Origin of the sequence: Nonomuraea sp. NPDC049624 (genome assembly GCF_040675255.1) — a bacterium.
GTDB lineage: Bacteria > Actinomycetota > Actinomycetes > Streptosporangiales > Streptosporangiaceae > Nonomuraea.
The window spans coordinates 256,927-278,072 of sequence record NZ_JBFAOR010000011.1; the positions used below are offsets into that span (position 1 = coordinate 256,927).

Here is a 21,146-nt window from a genome sequence, read left to right on the forward strand (position 1 = left end):
GTCAGGCGGCCCGCGCCGCCGGCCAGCGACGGGGGTCGGTCAGGCCCTTGAGCCCCTTGCTCACGTCGTAGCCGGCCGCGCCGAGCCGGGCCCGCGCGGCCGCCAGCATCGCCCGCGTCGAGGGCATGAACGCCCGGTCGTGCACCGGCTCCGGCAGCGCGTTCATGCCCAGCCGGAACGCCCTCAGCGCCGCGGTGACCGTCGCCGGGGGCACCTCGGGCAGCACGCCGTACATGCGGCGGGCCCACTCCGGGAGCGTGTAGTAGCAGAGCGCGCCGAAGGGGAAGTAGGCCGGTTTGCCCGGCGACAACATGCGCAGCTCGCGCGGCAGCCGGGGCCACAGCAGGAACCGCACGGTCGCCGCCGCCTCCTCGGTCACCCGCAGGGCGGGCCGGGCCTGCTTGAAGTAGGCGTCCATCTCGGCGCACGAGCCCGGGACGTCTTCGGGGTGCAGCCCGACGTAGGAGGCGCTCCTGCGCTGCTCGCGCAGGTAGCGGTCGGCCTGCCGCTCGTTCAGCCCGAGCCCGCCGCGCCTGGCCACCTCCAGGTACGACGACACCTCCGCGCAGTGGACCCACAGCAGCAGCTCCGGGTCGTCCACCCGGTGCGTGCGCCCGGTGCGCGGATCGGTGATGCGCAGCGCCTTGTGGATGCCGCGCACCCGCCGGCCGATCTCGTCGGCCTCCGCCGGGCTGCCGAACGTCACCCGGCCCACGAAGTCGGCGGTGCGGCGCAGGCGGCCGAAGGGGTCGTCCTGGAAGGTGGAGTTCTGCCAGACGCCGAGCATGGCCAGCGGGTGCAACGCCTGCAACATGAGGCCGCGCACGCCGCCCACCCACATCGAACGGTCGAGATGCACCTGCCAGGTCGCGCTCCGCGGCGCCTGGACGACGAGTTCGTCCGTCATAGTAAGTGAATGATTACATGGCATTGGACCTTGTGTCCAAATAGTGCTTCTCGGCCGCGTTCCAGAACCTGACCAGCGCGGCGGCCGTCGTCTCGGGCGCCTCGACGGCGGGGGAGTGGACCGCGCCGGGCACGACCACGCAGTCGGCGCCGAGCCGGGCGGCCGTCTCCGACTGGGTCTCGGGCGACCAGCCGTCGTCGTGCTCGCCGTAGAGGACCAGGGTGGGGATCTCGATCTGGCGCAGCTCGTCGGTGCGGTCGTGGGCGTGCAGCACCTGCTCGGCCATGCGGGCCAGGCCGGTGGGGGAGTTGGTCAGCAGCCGCTTGCGCAGGAACGCCATGATCTCGTCGGAGACGTCGGCGGCCAGCGCCTCGGGCTCCATCCGGTGGTGCCAGAGGTGTTCGAGCCCCAGGGCCGGGATCTCGTCCATGATCTCCCGGCCGTTGCGCGCCCGCCTGCCCTCGATGGCCGCCGGGCCCGAGCTCATCAGCGTGAACGAGGCGAACCGGGTGCGCCCGTCGATCACGGCCTCCCGCCCGACCAGGCCGCCGAAGGAGTGGCCCACCAGGTGGACGGGGTCGCCGCCGCCGATGGCCTGGGCCATCAGGTCGACGTCGGCCCCGAGGGCGGCGCAGGTGTAGGCGGCGGGGTCGTCGGGGCCCGGGGTCTCGTACTGGCCGCGCAGGTCGACGGCCACCACCCGGCGGCCGGACTGCGCCAGGGTCATCAGGACCGCGATGAAGTCCTCCTTGCTGCCGGTCAGGCCGGGGACCAGGAGGGCGGGCCAGCGCTCGACCACGCCGCTGACCGGAAGCGCCTCCAGAGCCGCGAACGCGCCATGGGGCGTTTCGAGCTTCTGCGGCGTCACACCGGGTGGCAGGTCGAGGAATCGCGGCGTACTCACGTGGGGCAACAATACCCAGAGGTCAGCGCCTCGACACCGGCAAAGCTGCGACCCTGATGCGAGTTGTGGCGAGTTGTGAGCTTTGCGGCTTTCGCGCTTCGGAGGCGGGTGGCGGCCTCCTCGTCCCCGGTGGGCCGTGGCGGGCCCTGAGGCGGCCTCTGGGGTTCTGCGGTGCCCGGACGGCGCATATGTCGGCCGGTGCCGCCGTGAGGCCGTGAGGGGGGCCTAGGGCTCCCTCCGCGCGCCGGTGCCGTACCGACGAAAAAGGCGCGCACCCCGCGAACGGGATGCGCGCCCTCTTCTCGTCGTCGCTAGCCCGCGCGACGGCGGTTGCCGCCACCGCCACGGGACTGGCGGCGCTGCTGCTTGCGCTCGGTCGCCGCGGACGGCGCGATGTCATCGTCGTCCGTGGCCAGGTCGGGTGACTGGAAGATCACCGCGAACGGGCTCGGCGGGATGATCCGCTCCGGCTCCTTGCGGGCCGGCGGCGGAGGCGTGGCCAGGAAGCTCGGCTGCGGCACGGACTCCACGACCGGCTCGGGCGCGACCTCGGCCGCCCCGCTCCGGACCGGCTGCTCCACCGGAGCAGCCTCGGCCGCACGGCTGCGCGCGGGCGCCTCGGCGGCCTCCTCGCGCGGCCGCGGGTCGGCGGCCTGGGGCTGGTCGGCCTTGCGGGAGCGGGTCCGCTTCACCGGGGTCTCCGGCGCCTCGGCCAGCGCCTGCTCGATGGCCGACGACGCGGCCCCCCTGCTGCGGACGCGCGTGCGCTTCGGCTCGGCGGCCGCCGTCTGGACCTCGTCGGGCGTGAAGATGGCGGGAGTCTCCTCCGTCTTGGCGGCCACGATCTCGACCTCCGGCGTCTCGGCGGGTGCGGTTTCGGCCAGTTCCCTGCCGCCGCGGGTGCGGCGACGCTGGCGCTGGGCGCGGGCCGGGCGCTCGCGCTCTTCGCGCTCCTCGCGCCGGCCCTTGCCGCCGCGGGTGCGGGAGCGGCCGGTCTCACCGAGGTCCTCGATGCGCTCCGCGGACAGCCCGGCGCGCGAACGGCTCGCGTGCGGCAGGACGCCCTTGGTGCCTTCGGGGATGTTCAGCTCGGCGTAGACGTGCGGCGAGGTGGAGTAGGTCTCCTCGGGTTCGGCGAAGTCGAGCCCGAGCATCTGGTTGATCATCTTCCAGCGGGTCAGCTCCTCCCACTCCACGAACGTGACCGAGATGCCCGTGCGCCCGGCCCGGCCGGTACGGCCGATGCGGTGCACGTAGGTCTTGTCGTCGGAGGGGCAGTCGTAGTTGACCACGTGGGTGACGTCGTCGATGTCGATGCCGCGGGCCGCCACGTCGGTGGCCACCAGCACGTCGATCTTGCCCGCCCGGAAGGCCCGCAGCGCCTGCTCGCGCTGGCCCTGACCGAGGTCGCCGTGGACGGCCGCGACCGCGAAACCACGCGTGTCGAGCTGTTCGGCGACCATGTCGCAGGCCCGCTTGGTCTCGCAGAAGACCATGGTGAGCCCGCGGCCCTCGGCCTGGAGCAGCCGGGCGACGATTTCGATCTTGTCCATCCGGTGGGCGCGCCAGACGATCTGGCGCACCTGCGGGGTGGTCTCGCCCTCGCCGCTCTCCATCTCCGCGCGTACGTGGGTGGGACGGTTGAGGTATTTGCGGGACAGCGAGACGATCTCGCCCGGCATGGTGGCCGAGAACAACATCGTCTGCCGCTCCGCGGGGATCAGCTTGAAGATCCGCTCGATGTCGGGCAGGAAGCCCAGGTCCATCATCCGGTCTGCCTCGTCGAGCACGAGGGAGGTGACCTGGCTCAGGTCGAGGTGCTTCTGCTTGACCAGGTCGAGCAGCCGGCCCGGGGTGCCGACGATGACGTCGACCCCGGCCTTGAGCGCCTCGATCTGCGGCTCGTAGGCCCGGCCGCCGTAGACGGTCAGGACTCGGGAGCCGAGCTTGCCGGCCGCGGTGACCAGGTCCTCACTGACCTGGACGGCCAGCTCGCGGGTCGGCACGACGACCAGCCCGCGGGGCTTCTTGCGGTTCTTGCGCGGCTTGCCGATGCTCTGGAGCATCGCGATGCCGAACGCGTAGGTCTTGCCCGTGCCCGTGCGCGCCTGGCCGATGAGGTCCTGGCCGCTCAGGGCGAGCGGGAGCGCCATCTCCTGGATGGGGAACGGTGTGACGATACCCTCGGTCTCGAGGGCATCGGCGATCTCTGGTGTGACTCCGAGGTCTCGGAAAGTCGTCAGCGTGGCCTGCCTCAGTCTCAAATGAAGGCGGGCCTGCCGGGACCGACGGGCGGAAAACAGCCCCCGTTACGTGGGTCCTCGCGGTAGAGCCAGCCCTCTCGCGTCATCAGCGACCGCGCACCCGGGGAATCGGGGGTTATCGGGGGAATCCCCCGAACTAACACAGTGCGGTCGCACTTTCACAGAGCAGTGTACTCGATACCACAACGCTGGCCGAGCTCGCTTATGTTCCCGCATATTTCGGGAAGTACGCTGCCTCCATGAACGAGTCTCCTGGAGTCGTCGACCTGCTCGGGGTTCTAGCTTACGCCGAGCTCAGCGCCTACGCCCGGATGACCGAGGACGCCGCCACCCTGGCGCCCTCGCTCGCCGACCGCGCCGCGCTCAGCGAGCTGGCCGTGGCCGAGTACGCCCACTTCCGCCTGCTGCGCGACCGCCTGGCCGAGCTGGGGGCCGATCCGGAGGAGGCGATGGCGCCGTTCGTGGCGGCCCTCGACGCCTGGCACGCCCAGACCCGGCCGGCCGACTGGCTGCAGGCCCTGGTCAAGACGTACGTGGGCGACGGGATCGCGCTCGACTTCTACCGGGAGGCCGCCCGGCACCTGGAGCCGTCGATCGTCGAGCTGGTGGACGAGGTGCTGGTGGACGAGGCCCGCTCGCAGTTCGCCGTCGAGCGGGTCAGGGCCGGGATCGAGGCCGACCCGACGACGGGCGGGCGGCTGGCGTTGTGGGCCCGGCGGCTCGTCGGCGAGGCGCTCAGCCAGGGGCAGCAGGTGGCGACGGCGCGGCCGGAGCTGGCGTTGCTGCTGGTGGAGTCGGCCAGGGCGGCGGGGGGCGAGACGCCTGACATCTCACGCCTGTTCGCGACGCTGACGGAGGCCCACAACAAGCGCATGGCCACCCTCGGCATCTAGCCCCGGCGCGACCGTGGGGAGCCGGGCCATCTGCGATCTTGCCAGGGCTGGATCTTGCCAGGACTGAAAGGAGACCGGTCTGGCCGTGGGGCGGTGCGAGGGGACGAAACGGATGTACCGTCCCAGACATGAGGGGCTCGCGCCGCTACGGCAGTTCCTGGACGAGATGTGGGCCGAATCGCTGGACCTCGCGCGTCGTGTTGCGGAGGGGAAGCGCGGGATGCCCGACGAACGACCAGCGACGGGATCACGCCGACCACCTGTATGCAGACCCCGGCGGGAACCGCCGCCCCCACGTCCGGGGCTGCCGCCTCGGACGGCCGGGCGACCGCGAGCCATGTGGCCCGTGATGCCGGTGCGGCTGGTGGTGTGCGTTCCCTGGCGTGTCCTGGTGGAGGCGTTGGGCGGCGGGCACGGTTGGTGAGGGTACGGCGGTGAGGGCACGGCTCGGCCGGTGAGGGCACGGCTCGGCTGGTGAGGGTACGGCTGGTTGGGCCGTACCCTCGTTGTGGGCCTTCAGGGTGGTTAGAGGGTGCCGCCGAAGCCGACCGGCCTGGCCTCGTCCTCACCGATCTCGACGAAACCGAGCGAGGCCACCGGCACGACCACGCGCCGGCCCTTGACGTCGGTGATGGCGAAGACGCCGCGATCTACCGACAGCGCGTTCCTGATCTCCTCTTCGACCTGCTCGGCGGAGAGGTCGGTCTCGACAACGAGTTCGCGGTGTACCGAGCGTACGCCGATCTTGACTTCCATCGTGGCTCCCTAGTCGACTGGGTTAGCGCTCGGTTCCATCGTCGCCGCTCGAAGGCCCGCAGGCGGTGAATGATCGCGCCCAGCGAACGGGTTATGCCGTACGCGGAAAACCGCTGATCCCGCGCCAGGCGAGCCGCGCCATGAGCTGCTCGGCGGCGTCCTTGGGGATCGAGCCCTGCGCGGTGACCCAGTAGCGGGCGCTCACCTCGGCCATGCCGACCAGGCCGACGCCGAGCAGGTGGGCCTCGTCGCTGGTGCAGCCGGTGTCCTCCTGGATGACCGCGCTGACCATCTCGGCGCACTCCTGCAGGGACCGCTCCACCCGCTGGCGCACGGGCGCGACGTTGCGCAGGTCGGACTCGAAGACCAGCCGGAACGCCTCCCCCTGCGTGGAGACGAAGTCGAAGAACGCGCTGAACGTGGCCTGCACCCGCAGCTTGTTCTCGTGGGTGGAGGCAAGGGCCTCGCGGCAGCGGTTGACCATGTCGTCGACGTGCAGGTCGAGCAGCGCGAGGTAGAGCTCCAGCTTGCCGGGGAAGTGCTGGTAGAGCACCGGCTTGCTGACCCCGGCCCGATCGGCGATCTCGTCCATGGCGGCCGCGTGGTAGCCGTTCTCCACGAACACTTCCTGCGCGGCGCTCAGCAGTTGCCGGCGTCGGGCCAGTCGGGGCAGCCGGGTGCCCCGGGGCTTCGCGTCCGGGGTTGCGGTCACGCGGGTCTCCATTGGTCTCTCAGCGAACTGTGCCGACATCCTACGTGCGGGTAGCCGACACCTCGGCGGTCATCGTCATACACGCTCGGTCTGGCGGGCGGCCCCTGCTCAGCGGTAGTCGTCGTCGTCGTAGTCCACGACGCGGTCCTGGTCGGCCGCGTCGGCGGGGTCGGCGTCGAGCGGAACCTCGCGGCGCGCCCCGGCGGTCTCCTGGCGGATCTCGCGATGCTGCTCGGCGGCGTCGGCCTCGGGCGTCTCCGGCGACAACTCCTCTTCCTCCTCCTCGTCGTAGACGTTCTCGTCCCCGCGGGTGTCCATCTCCGACATCTTCGGCCCCCCTCTTGGTGTGGACGGGTCCAGACTACGCCCGGCCGAAAAGGTCACCGTGCTTCTCCACTCTGGCCAGTACGTCAGGGGCGGTGAACACCAGATCCTCGGGGTGTGCACAGTCCTCGACCTCCTTCCACAGCAGCGGCGTCGAGACCGTCGGCCGTTCCCTGGCCCGCAGCGAGTACGGCGCCACGGTCGTCTTGGCCGGATTGTTCTGGCTCCAGTCGATGAACACCTTGCCCGGCCTGGCCTTCTTGGCCATGACGCTGACGATCTCCTTCGGGTGCTCCTTCTCCAGGACCTGGGCCAGCCTCTTGGCGTACGCGGACGGCTCCTCGCGGCAGTCCCAGTCGGCGTAGAGCTGCATGCCCTTGTTGCCGCTGGTCTTGGGCCTGGCGTCGAGCCCCTCGCCCTTCAGCACCTCGCGCAGCGTGAGCGCCACCCGGCAGCACTCCACGATGGTCGCCGGCGCGCCCGGGTCCAGGTCGAACACGAGCGTGTCGGGCGGCAGCGCGGCGCCGTCGTCGTCCACGCGCCACTGAGGCACGTGCAGTTCGAGCGCGGCCAGGTTGGCGTAGTAGGCGAGCGTCGGCAGGTCCTCCACGACGGCGAAGTCGATGCTCTCTCGGCCCTTGGTGCTGCCGGGGGCGGGCAGGTTGACCTTCCTGACCCAGTCGGGCGTGTGCTCGGGCGCGTTCTTCTCGAAGAAGAACTGGCCGGTGACGCCGTTGGGGTACCGCTTGACGGTCAGCGGCCGGCCGGCGAGGTGCGGCAGCAGGACGGGGGCCACGCGGCTGTAGTAGTCGATGACCTCGGCCTTGGTGAAGCCGATCTCCGGGTAGAGCACCTTGTCCAGGTTGCTCAGCGTCAGCTCGCGCCCGTCGACCCTGACCGGCACCTTCTTCACAGCGTCACCTCCGCGGGGAGCTTGTCGGCGCGCAGCCCGCGCCACACCGGATGTCTCAGCCGCAGCTCGTCGGTCCACATCGTGTAGCCCACCTCCCCGACGAGATCGGGCCTAACCCACCGATTTCTCCACGGGACGGCGTTCGTGAACGGGCTGCGCGGGATCTCCAGAGGTCGGAGCGCCTGGTGGAGGTCGTCCAGGATGGCGTCGGTGAACCCGGTTCCCACGTGGCCGACGTACGTCAGCCCTTCACCGGTGAAGACCCCCATGACGAGCGAGCCGATCCCGCCGGCCCTGTGGCCTTTGCCGGGCTTCCAGCCGCCGATCACGACGTCCCGCGTGCTGAGGTGCTTGACCTTGATCCACCACGGCGAGCGCACGCCCGGCCGGTACGGGGAGTCGAGGCGCTTGGCCACCACGCCCTCCAGGCCCTGCTCGCGCGTGGCGGTGAGCAGGTCGGAGTCCCCGGGGAAGTACGGGGGCGCGCCGACGTCCAGCTCGTCGAGGAGCGCGCGGCGGTCGCGGTAGGCCAGGTCGAACAGCGGCCGGCCGTCCAGGCAGAGCAGGTCGAAGGGCATGTACGTGACGGGGTAGAGCTCCAGCACGGCCGGTTCCGGGTCGGTCAGGTGCATACGGTGCTGGAGCCGGACGAAACTGGGCCTGCCGCGCCGGTCCAGCGCCACGACCTCGCCGTCGAGCACGGCGTTCTTGACCCCGAACCCCGAGATTTCGGGGTATCGCCGGGTGTACTCCACGCCGTGCCGTCCCGTCACCCTCAGGACGCCGTCGAGGTGCACGAGCGCGCGGATGCCGTCCCACTTGACCTCCAAGCCGTACCGGTCGCGATCGGAGGGTAGTTCCCCAGGTACGGCCAGCATTGGTTCAATCGGGTATGGCATTGGTTGCCCCATGACGGGTATGTGCCCATATGGTGAGCCCGCTACTGCTGAGGAGTGCCCATGCGCAGCATCTGGAAAGGTGCGATCTCCTTCGGGCTGGTCACCATCCCCGTAAAGCTCTACTCGGCCACCGAGCAGAAAGACGTCAGCTTCCACCAGGTCCACCGGGACGACGGCGGCCGCATCCGCTACAAGCGCGTGTGCACGGTCGACGGCGAGGAGGTCCCGTACGCGGACATCGCCAAGGGGTACGAGCTGGCCACGGGCGAGATGGTGGTGCTCACCGACGAGGACTTCGAGGACCTGCCGCTGAGCACGTCGCGCAGGATCGACGTCCTGCAGTTCACCCCGGCTGAGCAGATCGACCCCATCTACTTCGCCAAGTCGTACTACCTGGAGCCCGACGCGCAGGGCGCGAAGCCGTACGTGCTGTTGCGGGACGCCCTGGAGAGCTCGGGACAGGTGGCCGTGGTCAAGGTGGCGCTGCGGCAGCGGGAGTCGCTGGCCACCCTGCGCGTACGGGACGGGGTGTTCGTCCTGGAGACCATGTTGTGGCCGGACGAGATCCGCGCCCCCGACTTCGAGTTCCTGGAGGAGGACATCGAGGTCCGGGCCCAGGAGCTCAAGATGGCCGAGTCGCTGATCACCACCATGGAGTCGGACTTCGACCCGAGCGAGTACCACGACACGTACCGCGAGGCGTTGCAGCAGGTGATTGAGGCGAAGGTGGCGGGCAAGGAGGTCGTCGCGGCGCCCGAGGAGGAAGAGGCGGGGCCGGCGGTGGACCTCATGGCCGCCCTGCGCGCCAGCGTCGAGGCCGCGAAACGGGAGCGGACCGGGGAACCGGCCAAACCGAAGAAGGCGGCGGGCGGTGGCAAGTCCGCCAAGGCGTCGAAGGGGGCGGAGGAGGCCAAGGAGGAGGCCAAGGAGGAGAAGGCCCCGCCGAAGCGCAAGGCCCGCAAGTCCGCCTGAACCGCTCCGCTACGGCGGTTCGTGCGACGACTTACCCAGGACGTTCGAACCGGACACCGTGGCGAAGACCTGCTGCCCGCCGACCCGCGTGACCACCTCCGCCGGTCAGGCGCCCGTGCGTCCTGGTGCTGGGTATCCAGCGGGGTGCCGACGGCCATCCCCACGCTCAGGCCCGGCGTCACCCAAGGGGGAGACGCCGTTCACCGGCGACCTGGACCGCCATGGCGACGTAGGGCACCCCTCATCGCGCCGGTGACGAACCGCATGGCCGGATACAGCTGTGGACGGCGCCGAGGTGCGCACGAGGGCTGGTGAAGGCGACCGTTGCGGTGGGGGAGAGGGCGACGAGCCACCGATCCCAGCCCGGATGATCTCGTTGCGGAGGCCTGGCCACTTCCGGATCAAGGTGACCGATCGGGTTGCGTACAACGCCTGGCGGACCAGCCAGGTGCACTGGCGTGAGGCCATCACTGCGCGGGAGTTGGCGAGGCGGTTGGTCGGGTGAGATGGCCAACGTCAGGTTCGCGCTCGACAGCCGGGCGGCGCAGCGAGCGTGAGGCCGAGCAGATCGCGCTCATTGGCCGTGGACGGGAGTTTCCGGGTGGTCGACGTGCCGGAGTGGGTGAACGTATGCACCTACGTGCGCGGGCCGCAGGCCGGGCTCAGCGTCGCATTGGCAGGAGTCGCACTTTCCGCTCGGCCCGAAGGTGGCGCAGAAGGTCTGTCCTCTCACGGTGCGCCAGGGACGGCCGTCCGCGTTCCGGCTCACATAACGGCCATTAGCCGTAAAGCGGACATTGTCTTCAAATCACAATAAGCCGTGTCAATTACCTCCGGGTAAATCGGACGATCACCGACACGCTGTGCCGGTCAAGAGCCGGTGCCCGGGTTTCCGGGGCCCACTCCTTCTTGCTGGAAGCCCCCGCCAGGCGATCATGATAGATTCGGACATATCATGGCATATCAGTCAATAAATGTTTAATGCAAGCAATAAGGCTGTTAATGCATAGCAAAAAGGCGGCGGTTCTGTGTTGCCGTGCCCGCGTCCAGGAAATGACATTTCACGGATGGCTCGTCACAGGTCGTCCAAGGGCAGTTCCCTGGCAACCGGGGAGCGTTGAGAACGGGGCAACCAATCCTTTAGGGGGAAACGCAATGCCCAAGCTCAAGAGTATTCTCGCAGGCCTCGCCGTCAGCACGGCCATGGGCGGCGGTGTCGTGGCACTCGGTGCGGCGACCACCGCGACCAGCGCCGACGCCGCCACCAGCGCCGGTGTCGTCACGTCCACCAGCTTCCAGGCCGGCTGCTTCCGCAGGTCCCGGTGCGGTGGCTGGGGATGGGGCAACAACTGGGGCGGCTGGGGCGGCGGCTGGGGCTGGCGCCGTCACCACAACCGCGTGGGCAAGGTGAAGGTCACCATCCACAACCGCAACTTCAACCGCAACCGGGTGACGGACAACGAAACCACGCGCCCGACGGTCCGCGACCACGACCGCGACCACGACCGCGACTGGCGTTGACGGCGGACGGATCCGTCATCCTCATGAAGGCGGCGCCGCGCTGAATTCGACCATCGGGTACCGGGCTCGGAAAACGGTCTGAATTACGGCCCGGCGCGCCGGAGGGGTCATTCTCTCCGCGCCTTCGGAAATTCTGGTGAGGGCTTCACCGGCATCGGCCGGGGAGCCCTCACTTGCGTTTGCGTGCGAGTCGCCATGCGAATCTGTGCCTACCGGCAAAAGAGGACAATTGCGGTTTGCTGGCTATTCATGGGGATATATCAAGGTCATGGATGGCAGGCCCGGCAAGCCATACCGTCCACGTCGTTTCCTGGGAATCCGGAAGCGTCGAGAAACGGGGCATCCAAACCTTTAGGAGGAAACGCAATGCCCAAGCTCAAGAGTATTGTCGCAGGGCTCGCCATGAGCACGGCCCTGAGCGGCGGAGTGATCGCCCTCGGCGCGGCGACCACGACCACCAGCGCCGAAGCGGCTGCGAACGTCACCACCGGCGCGACCACCACCACTCTGTCGGGCTGCTTCCGCCGCTCGTGGTGCGGCGGCGGCTGGGGCTGGCGCAACAACTGGCGTCGCCACCGGCTCCCCAGGATCAAGATCATCATCGTCAACAGGAACCGGAACCGCGACGCGATCGCGCATGACGCTCGCCAGCGGGTTCGCGCTGACGACGAGCGTGAGTGGAGCTGACCGCAGGTTCTGAACCCGGGGCGCGAACCGCGATCGCGCAACTGAGTGCCCGCATCCCGCCGGACCCTCGTTCTCGTCGAGAACGGGCTCCTGGCAGGGAATGCGGGCACTCACTCGTTTCACCTTCTTGTCCGTACGGTCTTGGCGCGGGGTGACGGTCCTGTGCGGCGCCGAGAGGGCGGGCCGGCTCGGGAAGGACGTGGGACACGTCGAGTGCCCGCATCCGGGAGGCGATCCTCGCTCTCCGTCAAGAGAGCCGGTCGGCCGGATGCGGGCACTCCTCTACGTCGGCGTGGTCTCACCCCTCAGGCGGGCTCTCGCTGGGCGGGCCTTCCCCGGGTGAGGCCGCAGCCTAGTCGTCGTGGTGCTCGCGCTCGTCGTGCCGCTGCACGTTGGTGTTGTTGTGGTTGCTGTTGTGGTTGGAGTTGTGGATGACGACGCGGACCCGGGGTGCGTTGTTACGCCGCCAGCCCCAGCCGCCGCCGCGACCCCAGCCCCAGCCGCCGCGGGCCCAGCCCCAGCCGCCGCCGCAGCGGCGGTGGCAGCCGCCGCCCCAGCGGTTGCCCCAGCTGCGGCCCCAGCCGCCCCAGCCGCACCGGACCTCCCGGAAGCAGCCGGCCAGGGTGGCCGCGGTGGCCGAGCCGGTGACGCTGGCGGCGTTCGCGCCGGTGACGGTGGTCGCCGCGCCCGCGCTGACCACACCGCCGGTCAGCGCGGTGCCCATGGCGAGCCCTGCGATAACACTTTTGAGCTTGGGCATTGTGTTTCCCCCTAAAAGGATTGATTGCCCCGTACTCGACGCTCCGCGTAATCCGAGCCTTCTGAATTTCTGCGGAGCGGCGTGGATGCTCGCTAGCGAACATCCATGCCAGGGATATATCCGTCCGAATGCCCCACAAACGGACATTGTCCTCTCTTGTCCGACACTATGGAGCATCATGGTGCATAATCGGACATTTCGGACTGCCAGGGGTCATGGGTCCAGTATCAGGGGGAAGAGGGATCCCGCATTCAAGAGAGAACGCGGTGAGGGCTCCACCGGCAGAATGCCAGTGGAACGCAGTGAGGACCCACCGGCGGAATGCCGGTGGAACGCAGTGAGGGCCCCACCGGCAGAATGCCAGTGGAGCCCTCACCGGGAATTGCCGCGGTGACAGAGGAGAATGGATTCTCAGGCAGGACCGCAAGGTCCGGGTGCGGTCACTTCCTGAGAGCCCAGTACTCGCCGGTCGGATTCACTTCGCCGTGAAGAGCGACCATCCATGGATTACGGGCACCATTCCCCCGCGATCAGTCGTCGCGGTCGCCGCGCGCCCGGTGGTCCTCGCGCAGCTCGTTGCTGGTCCTCGTCTCGGTGTTGTCGTTCGTGTTCTCGTTGAAGATCTTGACGCAGACGCCGCCGCCGCGGTGGTGCCGGCGCCAGCCGCCACCCCAGCCGCCGCCCCAGCCCCAGCCGCCGCCGCCCCAGCCGCCGCCCCAGCCGTGGCGGTTGCGGTTGCAGCGGTGGTGGCGACGGTGCCACCAGCCGTGACCGTCCCCATCGCCCCAGCTGAGGGTCGTCGGGCTGGTGACGTTGTTGGCGGTGCTGGCGTTGGCGGTGGTCGTCGCGCCCAGGCTGACCACGCCGCCGGTCAGCGCGGTGCTGACGGCCAGACCTGCGATAACACTTTTGAGCTTGGGCATTGCGTTTTCCCCCTAAAGGATTGGTTGCCCCGTTCTCGACGTTCCCGAGAGGCCGGGAACCAGGTCTTGAACGACTAGCTGATGAGCCATCCGTGAAATGTCATTTCCGAGACAGAGCTACAGCAAACAGGAGTGGCCCTATTTTGCTATGCATTAGCAATCTTATTGCTTGCATTACAGCTCTATCGAATGAAATGCCATGATATGTCCGATTATGTACATATGACGGAGTGCCCATCACATCGGGTTCCGACAGCGTCGGCCGTGCTTTTCTCGGGAAATGACGGCATGGCCGTATACGCCGGAAGGCGGCGGCCATGCGGGTATCTACGGCTCGCAGGAAATGCTCGCCGGCACACCTGTGCGCCAGGCTGAGAAATGCTGGACGATGCTGTCGTCGGGATCGTTCGGGAAATGCCTTTACGCCTTCCCGATGGATTTCCAGTGACCACGACTTTCCGGCCGCTAACCAGGAGTGTCCGGTAGGTTGCGCACTGTATCCGTTCCTCATGGTTACCCGTATCGAACCTGGTAAACGGGGACAGACAGCTTTTGCCGCACACTTAAGCCCCCAAGAGATCCATTAGACATCTATGAGCGGAAATGTCGGGCCTGTCCCATGTCTGCCCGTCGGTGCGACCCCCTGTGTGCCCCGTATGTCCACTGCTGCTCTGATAGGTCGGCGAAGGTGGCGTCTGTACGGAATGCAGACCCGGCCTGAGCGCGCTGGTTATCGTGGAAGAGCGACAAGGAGGACGTATGACAGCGGTGGAGCCGGTCCCTCACTGGCCGGGACGCATGATCGGCCCGGTGCACGTGCGATCCACCCCCGACGGCGGCCCGGCCGAGCAGGCCGTGTTCGTCCACGGGCTGGCGGGTTCGGCCACCAACTGGACCGACCTCATGGACGAGCTCAAGGACACCGTCACCGGCCACGCCCTCGACCTGCCCGGCGCGGGCTTCTCCCCGGCGCCGCCGGACGGCGACTACACGGTGGCCGGCCACGCCGCGGCGGTGATCGGGCTGATGGAGCACACCGGCCCGGCCCACCTGTTCGGCAACTCGCTGGGCGGCGCGGTGGCGGTGCGCGTCGCCGCGACCAGGCCCGACCTGGTCCGCTCGCTCACCCTCGTCTCGCCCGCCCTGCCCGACCTGCTTCCCCGGTACGGCCCGGTCCGCGTGGCCGCCGCCGCCGTCCCGAGGGTGGGCGAGTGGTTCGCCGACAAGCTGCGCCTGCTCCCCGCCGAGCAGCGCATCAACGCCTCCTTCGCCATGGTCTGGGCGAACATGAACGCCGTCCACCCGGTACGCCTGGCCGACGCCGTGGAGGAGCAGCGCCGGCGCGACGACGTCCCGTACGCGGGGGAGGCCATGATCGGCTCGGCGCGGGGCATCGTGGCCGAGTACTTCCGGCGGGGCGAGGACAACCTGTGGCGCCAGGCGGCCAAGGTGGAGGCCCCGACGCTCATCGTCCACGGTCGGCACGACCGCCTGGTGCGCCCGGCCATGGCGGCGAAGGCGGCCCGTACGTTCCGGCAGGTCAGGCTCGTGCTGCTGCCGACGGCGGGGCACGTGGCGATGATGGAGATGCCCCGCGTGGTGGCGGCGGAGGCACGCCGTCTGATCGGTGAGACGAGATTGGGGAATGCCCCACTCGCCGAGTAGGTTTCAGCTAGAGATGTGACCCCCTGAAACGGGAGCGTAGAACGTGTCGTTGCCACCGCTGGTCGAGCCGGCCACAGAGCTGACCGTAGACGAAGTGCGCCGCTACTCGCGCCACCTGATCATCCCCGATGTCGGGATGGCCGGGCAGAAGCGGCTGAAGAACGCCAAGGTGCTGTGCGTGGGCGCCGGCGGCCTGGGCTCGCCCGCCCTGATGTACCTGGCCGCGGCGGGCGTCGGCACCCTCGGCATCATCGACTTCGACGTCGTCGATGAGTCCAACCTGCAGCGCCAGATCATCCACGGCCAGTCCGACGTGGGCAGGCTGAAGGCCGAGAGCGCCGCGGCGTCGGTCCGCGAGATCAACCCCCTGGTCGAGGTCGTCGTCCACAACGCGGCCCTGACCACCGAGAACGTCATGGAGATCTTCTCCGGCTACGACCTCATCGTCGACGGCACGGACAACTTCGCCACCCGCTACATGGTGAACGACGCCGCGGTGCTGCTCGGCAAGCCGTACGTCTGGGGCTCGATCTACCGCTTCGACGGCCAGGCCAGCGTGTTCTGGGCCGAGCACGGCCCCTGCTACCGCTGCCTCTACCCCGAGCCCCCGCCTCCCGGCATGGTGCCGTCGTGCGCCGAGGGCGGCGTGCTCGGCGTGCTGTGCGCGTCGATCGGCTCGATCCAGGTCAACGAGGCCATCAAGCTGCTGACGGGCATCGGCGACCCGCTCGTCGGCCGGCTGATGATTTACGACGCCCTGGAGATGAAGTACCGGGACGTCAAGGTCCGCAAGGACCCCGAGTGCGTGCTGTGCGGCAAGAACCCGACGGTCACCGAGCTGCTGGAGGACTACGAGGCGTTCTGCGGCGCGATCTCCGACGAGGCCGCGCAGGCCGCCAGCGGCTCCACGATCACCGCGCAGGAGCTCAAGTCCATGATGGACAAGGGCGACAACATCTACGTGGTCGACGTCCGCGAGCCCAACGAGTACGAGATCGTCTCCATCCCGGGCGCCACGCTGATCCCCAAGGGCGAGTTCCTCAACGGCTCGGCCCTGGAGAAGCTGCCCCAGGACAAGCGCATCGTGCTCCACTGCAAGTCGGGCGCGCGCTCGGCCGAGGCCCTCGCGATCGTCAAGAACGCGGGCTTCGCCGACGCGGTGCACGTCGGCGGCGGGGTGCTGAGCTGGGTCAAGACGGTCGACCCCAGCCTGCCCAGCTACTGAGGCGTTTTCCGGGGAACGTCCCGCCGAGGCGCTTAAGGTCGGTGTCGTGAACCACGCCCGCCCCTGGCCCACCCTGGTGGTGTCCTCCGCGCTGACCCTGGTCTGCGCGGTGGCCGCCGGGGTGGCCGGGAGCGCGGCGGGCACCGAGCTGACCCGCGGCCCGAGCGCGGCCGAGCTGCGCGCCGCCGCCACGCGCGAGGTCGCCGAACGCTGGCGCGCGTGGCCCGCCGGGCGCGTCTTCCCCGCGGCTCTGCCGTACGCGGCCGAGCAGGGCGGGCAGGAGCGGGCCGAGCGCATCGGCATCTCGCCGCACACCGGCTGCGGCGCCGGGTCCGTCGACGCGAAGGCGGTCAGGACGTTGCGCGAGGCGGGATGCAGGGGCGTGCTGCGGGCCACCTACATCGACGCGCTGCGCGGCGTGCTCGTCACCGTGGGCGTGGTGGCGCTGCCCGACGAGGCACGCGCGGTCCGGGCCAGGAGCGCGTTCGCCGACAACGGCAAGCCCGTGCCGGGGCTGCGGCCGCTGAGCTTCACGGGCACGGTCGCCGAACGCTTCACCCCCTCCATGCGGCAGGCCGGTTCGGTGCGCCAGGCGGGGCCGTACGTCGTGCTGACCACGGCGGGCCAGGTGGACGGGCGGCCCGCGACCACGTCCGGCGAGTCCCGTCCGGCGATCTTCGCCTTCGCCGCCGAGCTGTCCGAACGCGTGCTGCTCGACCTCAGCACGCCCCGGATGCCCGACTGCGCGGCCGAGGGATGGCGGTGCTGAGCCGGCGCGCCGCGAAGGCGCTGTCCGCCGCCCCCGCGGTCCTTCTCGCCATTCTTCCGGCAGCCCTGCCCGCCCACGCCGACGACGACGTGCGCCACGGCCAGCGGGCCGTGATCCAGACGCTCGACCTGCCCGCGGCCTGGCGCGTCACCAAGGGCTCGGGGGTCACGGTGGCCGTGCTCGACTCCGGGGTCGATCCGGCCCACCGCGACCTGGCCGGCTCGGTGACCGTGGGCCGCGACTTCACCGCGGGCGCCAACCCGCCGGGCGTCGCGCCGCCGCGGCTGCACGGCACGTACATGGCCTCCCTGATCGCCGGGCACGGCCACGGGCCGGGCGGCAGGAAGGGCGTCATCGGCGTCGCGCCCGAGGCCGGCGTCCTGTCGGTACGGGTCATCCTGGAGGACGAGGAGCCGGGGTTCGGCGCCTTCAACTCGGCCGAGCGCTTCGAGGACGTCGTGGCCAGAGGCATCCGCTACGCGGTCGACCAGGGCGCGGACGTCGTCAACATGTCGATCTCCAAGGAGCTCGCGACCCGGGAGGAACGGGCGGCCATCCGGTACGCCATCTCCAGGGGCGTCGTGCTGGTGGCCGCGGCCGGCAACGACGGCGACAGGAAGACCGCCGGCGACTTCGCGCCCTACTCCTACCCGGCGTCCTTCCCCGGCGTGGTGTCGGTGGGGGCGACCGACCGGCGGCTGCGCCGGGCCACGTTCTCCAACTGGAACTCCTCGGTGCTGGTGGCCGCGCCGGGCGTGGACATCATGGGCGCGGGGCCGGGCGACGAGTACTGGGTCGGCCGGGGCACCTCGCAGGCGACCGCGCTCGTCTCGGGGGTCGCCGCCCTCATCAAGGCGAGATATCCGCGGATGTCGCCGCCCTTGGTCGTCCAGGCGCTCGCCGACAGCGCCGACGACCGCCCGCCCGGCGGCTACGACACCGGCACCGGCTTCGGCGTCGTCAACGCCCGCAGGGCCCTGGCCGAGGCCGCCCGCCTGGCCACCCACACCGAGACCGCGACCGGCCCGCAGGCCCAGGACCCCGCCCGGCCCCTGGCGGGCGGCCCGGCCGGGCCCATCAGGGTCACCACGAGGGACCACCGGCGCGTGACGATCTACGCGGCCGTCGCCGCCGTCGCCGCCGGCGGGGCGCTGGCCTCGCTGGCGGTCATCTTCCTCCTGGTCAGACGCGTACGACGGGACCACGGCACACACGACGCATGATCCGCCTGCTAACGGGGACGAAATAGACACCGACCGAACGCGGGAACGAGGCCAGGGTGGTGAAGGCACGTAGGTCGACCTCAGGGCTACCGCGCGCCGGCGAGGCCACATCGGGACGCAGCAACCCGCTCGGGGCGTCGACCGGCCGCCGCTCACGCGTGCGCGCCTGGCCGGCGGCGAACTCCCGCACGCGCACCGCGGCCAGGGAACGCGCCGAGCTGGCGGCCCTCCAGCAGGGCGTGCGCTTTCGGCGCATCTTCGTCGTGCTGGTCGGCGCGGTCGTGGCCGTGTCGGCCCTCGTGGTGCTGCTGGGCACGATCGGGCTGCTCAACGAGACGCGCTCGCGCCCGCTGACCCCGGCCGAGCAGAACCAGTACAAGCAGGAGGAGATCGCCCGGCGCTGGCAGGCGTGGCCGGCCACGGGCGTCTTCCCCGAGGAGGTCAAGTACCTCGGCCTCGACCGCGCCCAGCAGTATGCCAGGCGGGTCGGCATCGCCCCCGAGACCGAGTGCGGCAAGGGCGTGGACGCCTCCGTCGCCGGGGTCCTCGACAGCCACGGGTGCGTCACGCTGCTGCGCGCCACGTACGTCGACCAGACCTCCACGTTCGTCATCACCGTCGGCGTGGCCGTGCTGAAGGACGAGGAGTCCAGGGTGTCGGCGGGCGAGCAGCTGGGCCAGGACGACCGGGTGGGCGTGCTGCCCGTGGCCTTCCCCGGCACCGTGACCGAACGTTTCGGCGCCGAGCAGCGCCAGCGCACCGGCTGGGTGGGCGCCGGGCCGTACATCGTCTTCTCCACCGCCGGGTACGCCGACGGGCGCACCAGGGCCGCCATCCCCCCGGAGGAGATCCTGCACAGCGAGCTCTGGCCGGCGGCCAAGTCGGTCGGCAACCAGATCGCCTATTTCCTGGCGGACCCGCCCAAGGTCCCGCCGTGCACCCAGGGGAACGTGTGCTGACCGCCGTACGCGCGCTCGCGGCCACGTTGCTCGTCCTCGTCGGGCCCACGGCCGCCCCGGTCAGGGACCAGCAGCAATGGGTGCTGGACGCGCTCAACGTCGAGCAGGCGTGGAACGTGACCAAGGGCGAGGGCGTCACGGTCGCCGTCGTGGACAGCGCGGTGGACACCGGGATCAAGGAGCTGAAGGGCCGCGTCACGATAGGTCCGGACATGAGCTCGGGCACGGTGGCCCGCGAGGTCAGCCCGGGGCGGCACGGCACCGCCATGGCCGCGCTGATCGCCGGTTCCGGCGCGGGCGGCGGGCTGATCGGCGTCGCGCCCGGGGCGCGCATCCTGTCGCTGCCCCTGGCCACCGACGACGAGCCGGCCTTCGACCTGCTGCCGCCCACGGACCTCCAGTCGCCCGAGAGCTCGCTGGCCCGCGCCCTGCGCTACGCCGCCAACCACGGCGCCCAGGTCGTCAGCATGTCGATCGGCTCCTACGGGCCGGTCAGGTCCGAGCGGGAGGCGGTGTCGTACGCGCTGAGCAAGGGCGTGGTGCTGGTGGCCGCCGTCGGCAACGACGGCCAGACGCCCTACGCCAAGGAGAAGGGCACCTCGTTCTGGAGTTTCCCGGCCGGCTACTCGGGCGTGATCGGCGTCGGCGCGACCGACAAGCAGGGCAGGAAGGCCACGTTCAGCAGCGACAACCTGTCGGTCCTCGTCGGCGCGCCCGGCGTGCAGGTGCCCGTCGTCAAGCGGCCCAGCGGGTACGAGCTGTCCGACGGCACCAGCTCGGCCGCCGCGCTCGTGGCCGGCGTGGCCGCGCTGATCAAGTCGCGCTTCCCCGGCCTGCCGCCCGAGCAGGTGGCCCAGGCGCTGGCCTCCAGCGCGCGGGGCCGTCCGGCCGCGGGCTACGACGACAACACCGGGTTCGGCGTGGTGGACGCCGGGGCCGCGCTCAACGCCGCCGAGCGTCTGGCCGGTCAGCGGCGCAGCGTGACCGCGCCCGGAAAGGAGCACTTCGGCCGGGGCGAGGACTCACCGGTGCCGACCCGTCCGGGGGCCGATCCGTGGCGGTTGTGGCTGTATGGAGGGGGTGTGCTGGTCGCGCTGGTGACGTTCTGCGGGGCGATCATCGTTCTCAATCAGCGCAAGGAGTGATGAACCGCTCGTACTTCGTCCGCGTGGACGGTAAAGATCCGCTATGGTCGCGCGTCATGGGATACGAGCTGCGGGTGGTGCGCGAGTCGCCACTCGCCTTCGCGGAGCTCGCGAAGGCCATCGCGCCGGCCGGTTTCGAGCTGCGCGGATCTGAGGAGATCGTGGCCGGCCACGACGGCGGCCGGCACGCGGTGGCGCGCTGGCAGGGCCAGGTCGTGGGCGAGCCCGGCTCCGACTGGCAGGTGGCCCAGCTCCTGCGGCTGTCGGCCGCACTCGGCGCCCGCCTGGTGGGCGAGGACGGCGAGCTCTACGCGCTGCGCGACGGCGTGATCGAGGTCCTGTCCGGCGGCACGGTGATGGAGATCGGCAAGTTCGACGAGATCATCGACGCGGGCCCGGCCGCATGGACCCCCTGAACCCCTTCGCCGAGCGGGTGCTCGACCTGGTCGAACGCATCCCGCCCGGCAAGGTCATGGCCTACGGCGACATCGCCGAATACCTGGGCGAGGGCGGCCCCCGCCAGGTGGGCAAGGTGATGTCCACCTGGGGTGGCGGCGTTCCGTGGTGGCGGGTGGTGCACGCCGACGGCAGCGGCGCCGCCCCCGACCACCTGCGACGATGCCTGGCCCACTGGCGCGAGGAGGGCACCCCGCTGCGCGGCGAACGGGTGGACATGAGCAGGGCGCGCTGGGACGGGCGTTCAGCCGATTTTCAGTAAGGGTCCT

Annotated in this window: 23 protein-coding genes; 13 read left to right on the forward strand and 10 right to left on the reverse strand. The window is 70.2% G+C overall.

Going from position 1 to position 21,146, the window contains the following annotated elements:
• Nucleotide 1: 1 nt before the first annotated feature.
• The 3 genes from AB0J76_RS39450 to AB0J76_RS39460 form a co-directional block, all read right to left on the reverse strand.
• A complete protein-coding gene (locus AB0J76_RS39450; RefSeq protein WP_352319250.1) occupies nt 2–907 on the reverse strand; it encodes an oxygenase MpaB family protein in 906 nt (301 codons plus the stop codon).
• A gap of 13 nt (nt 908–920) precedes the next feature.
• Nucleotides 921–1,811: an alpha/beta hydrolase gene (locus AB0J76_RS39455; RefSeq protein ID WP_352319252.1), complete on the reverse strand. Its 891-nt coding sequence runs from the start codon at nt 1,809–1,811 to the stop codon at nt 921–923.
• 311 nt (nt 1,812–2,122) lie between these two features.
• Entirely contained in the window at nt 2,123–3,964 is a 1,842-nt protein-coding gene (locus AB0J76_RS39460; protein WP_352319253.1) for a DEAD/DEAH box helicase, read from the reverse strand.
• Nucleotides 3,965–4,314: 350 nt separating this feature from the next.
• Here AB0J76_RS39460 and AB0J76_RS39465 point away from each other — a divergent pair, with 350 nt between their 5' ends.
• Nucleotides 4,315–4,968 (forward strand): ferritin-like fold-containing protein, encoded by a 654-nt coding sequence (locus AB0J76_RS39465; RefSeq protein WP_352319255.1) that lies wholly within the window; start codon nt 4,315–4,317, stop codon nt 4,966–4,968.
• Between the two features lie 525 nt (nt 4,969–5,493).
• On the opposite strand, the gene AB0J76_RS39470 is transcribed toward AB0J76_RS39465, so the two are convergent.
• The 5 genes from AB0J76_RS39470 to ligD (AB0J76_RS39490) all read right to left on the reverse strand — a co-directional run bounded on the left by AB0J76_RS39470 (nt 5,494) and on the right by ligD (AB0J76_RS39490) (nt 8,551).
• The gene (locus AB0J76_RS39470; protein ID WP_352319257.1) at nt 5,494–5,724 is read right to left on the reverse strand and encodes a DUF3107 domain-containing protein; all 231 of its coding nucleotides are present in this window, start codon (nt 5,722–5,724) and stop codon (nt 5,494–5,496) included.
• A 91-nt stretch (nt 5,725–5,815) separates the two neighbouring features.
• A complete protein-coding gene (locus tag AB0J76_RS39475) occupies nt 5,816–6,436 on the reverse strand; it encodes a TetR/AcrR family transcriptional regulator (protein WP_352319259.1) in 621 nt (206 codons plus the stop codon).
• Nucleotides 6,437–6,544: 108 nt separating this feature from the next.
• Entirely contained in the window at nt 6,545–6,754 is a 210-nt protein-coding gene (locus AB0J76_RS39480; protein ID WP_352319261.1) for a hypothetical protein, read from the reverse strand.
• A gap of 43 nt (nt 6,755–6,797) precedes the next feature.
• Nucleotides 6,798–7,673 carry a non-homologous end-joining DNA ligase gene (gene ligD, locus AB0J76_RS39485; RefSeq protein WP_352319263.1) on the reverse strand — a complete coding sequence of 292 codons (876 nt, stop codon included), beginning with the start codon at nt 7,671–7,673 and terminating at the stop codon, nt 6,798–6,800.
• Nucleotides 7,670–8,551: a non-homologous end-joining DNA ligase gene (ligD, locus tag AB0J76_RS39490; RefSeq protein WP_352319265.1), complete on the reverse strand. Its 882-nt coding sequence runs from the start codon at nt 8,549–8,551 to the stop codon at nt 7,670–7,672. Before ligD (AB0J76_RS39490) ends, ligD (AB0J76_RS39485) begins: the two co-directional genes overlap by 4 nt.
• Nucleotides 8,552–8,632: 81 nt before the next feature.
• Here ligD (AB0J76_RS39490) and AB0J76_RS39495 point away from each other — a divergent pair, with 81 nt between their 5' ends.
• The 3 genes from AB0J76_RS39495 to AB0J76_RS39505 all read left to right on the forward strand — a co-directional run bounded on the left by AB0J76_RS39495 (nt 8,633) and on the right by AB0J76_RS39505 (nt 11,752).
• Nucleotides 8,633–9,544: a Ku protein gene (locus AB0J76_RS39495; RefSeq protein ID WP_352319267.1), complete on the forward strand. Its 912-nt coding sequence runs from the start codon at nt 8,633–8,635 to the stop codon at nt 9,542–9,544.
• 1,155 nt (nt 9,545–10,699) lie between these two features.
• Entirely contained in the window at nt 10,700–11,065 is a 366-nt protein-coding gene (locus AB0J76_RS39500) for a hypothetical protein (RefSeq protein ID WP_352319269.1), read from the forward strand.
• A gap of 366 nt (nt 11,066–11,431) precedes the next feature.
• Nucleotides 11,432–11,752 carry a hypothetical protein gene (locus AB0J76_RS39505; RefSeq protein ID WP_352319271.1) on the forward strand — a complete coding sequence of 107 codons (321 nt, stop codon included), beginning with the start codon at nt 11,432–11,434 and terminating at the stop codon, nt 11,750–11,752.
• A 352-nt stretch (nt 11,753–12,104) separates the two neighbouring features.
• Here AB0J76_RS39505 and AB0J76_RS39510 read toward each other — a convergent pair whose 3' ends face one another.
• Both AB0J76_RS39510 and AB0J76_RS39515 read right to left on the reverse strand, forming a co-directional pair.
• Entirely contained in the window at nt 12,105–12,512 is a 408-nt protein-coding gene (locus AB0J76_RS39510) for a hypothetical protein (RefSeq protein ID WP_352319273.1), read from the reverse strand.
• Nucleotides 12,513–13,042: 530 nt separating this feature from the next.
• On the reverse strand, nt 13,043–13,435 hold the full coding sequence (locus AB0J76_RS39515; protein ID WP_352319275.1) for a hypothetical protein: 393 nt from the start codon (nt 13,433–13,435) through the stop codon (nt 13,043–13,045).
• Between the two features lie 280 nt (nt 13,436–13,715).
• Between AB0J76_RS39515 and AB0J76_RS39520 the strand changes: the two genes are divergently transcribed.
• The 9 genes from AB0J76_RS39520 to AB0J76_RS39560 all read left to right on the forward strand — a co-directional run bounded on the left by AB0J76_RS39520 (nt 13,716) and on the right by AB0J76_RS39560 (nt 21,139).
• Complete coding sequence (locus tag AB0J76_RS39520) at nt 13,716–13,883, forward strand: hypothetical protein (RefSeq protein ID WP_352319276.1); 168 nt, start codon at nt 13,716–13,718, stop codon at nt 13,881–13,883.
• A gap of 311 nt (nt 13,884–14,194) precedes the next feature.
• The gene (locus AB0J76_RS39525) at nt 14,195–15,100 is read left to right on the forward strand and encodes an alpha/beta hydrolase (protein WP_352319278.1); all 906 of its coding nucleotides are present in this window, start codon (nt 14,195–14,197) and stop codon (nt 15,098–15,100) included.
• A 43-nt stretch (nt 15,101–15,143) separates the two neighbouring features.
• Nucleotides 15,144–16,325 carry an adenylyltransferase/sulfurtransferase MoeZ gene (moeZ, locus tag AB0J76_RS39530; protein ID WP_352319280.1) on the forward strand — a complete coding sequence of 394 codons (1,182 nt, stop codon included), beginning with the start codon at nt 15,144–15,146 and terminating at the stop codon, nt 16,323–16,325.
• A 46-nt stretch (nt 16,326–16,371) separates the two neighbouring features.
• Nucleotides 16,372–17,094, forward strand: coding sequence for a hypothetical protein (locus tag AB0J76_RS39535; protein WP_352319281.1), 723 nt, complete (start codon nt 16,372–16,374; stop codon nt 17,092–17,094).
• Nucleotides 17,088–18,317: a S8 family serine peptidase gene (locus tag AB0J76_RS39540; RefSeq protein WP_352319283.1), complete on the forward strand. Its 1,230-nt coding sequence runs from the start codon at nt 17,088–17,090 to the stop codon at nt 18,315–18,317. The genes AB0J76_RS39535 and AB0J76_RS39540 overlap by 7 nt, the downstream gene beginning before the upstream one ends.
• 158 nt (nt 18,318–18,475) lie before the next feature.
• The gene (locus AB0J76_RS39545; protein ID WP_352319285.1) at nt 18,476–19,276 is read left to right on the forward strand and encodes a hypothetical protein; all 801 of its coding nucleotides are present in this window, start codon (nt 18,476–18,478) and stop codon (nt 19,274–19,276) included.
• Nucleotides 19,252–20,421 carry a S8 family serine peptidase gene (locus AB0J76_RS39550; protein WP_352319287.1) on the forward strand — a complete coding sequence of 390 codons (1,170 nt, stop codon included), beginning with the start codon at nt 19,252–19,254 and terminating at the stop codon, nt 20,419–20,421. The genes AB0J76_RS39545 and AB0J76_RS39550 overlap by 25 nt, the downstream gene beginning before the upstream one ends.
• 56 nt (nt 20,422–20,477) lie before the next feature.
• Nucleotides 20,478–20,837: a hypothetical protein gene (locus AB0J76_RS39555; protein WP_352319288.1), complete on the forward strand. Its 360-nt coding sequence runs from the start codon at nt 20,478–20,480 to the stop codon at nt 20,835–20,837.
• Nucleotides 20,825–21,139: an MGMT family protein gene (locus tag AB0J76_RS39560; RefSeq protein ID WP_352319290.1), complete on the forward strand. Its 315-nt coding sequence runs from the start codon at nt 20,825–20,827 to the stop codon at nt 21,137–21,139. Before AB0J76_RS39555 ends, AB0J76_RS39560 begins: the two co-directional genes overlap by 13 nt.
• Nucleotides 21,140–21,146: the final 7 nt, after the last annotated feature.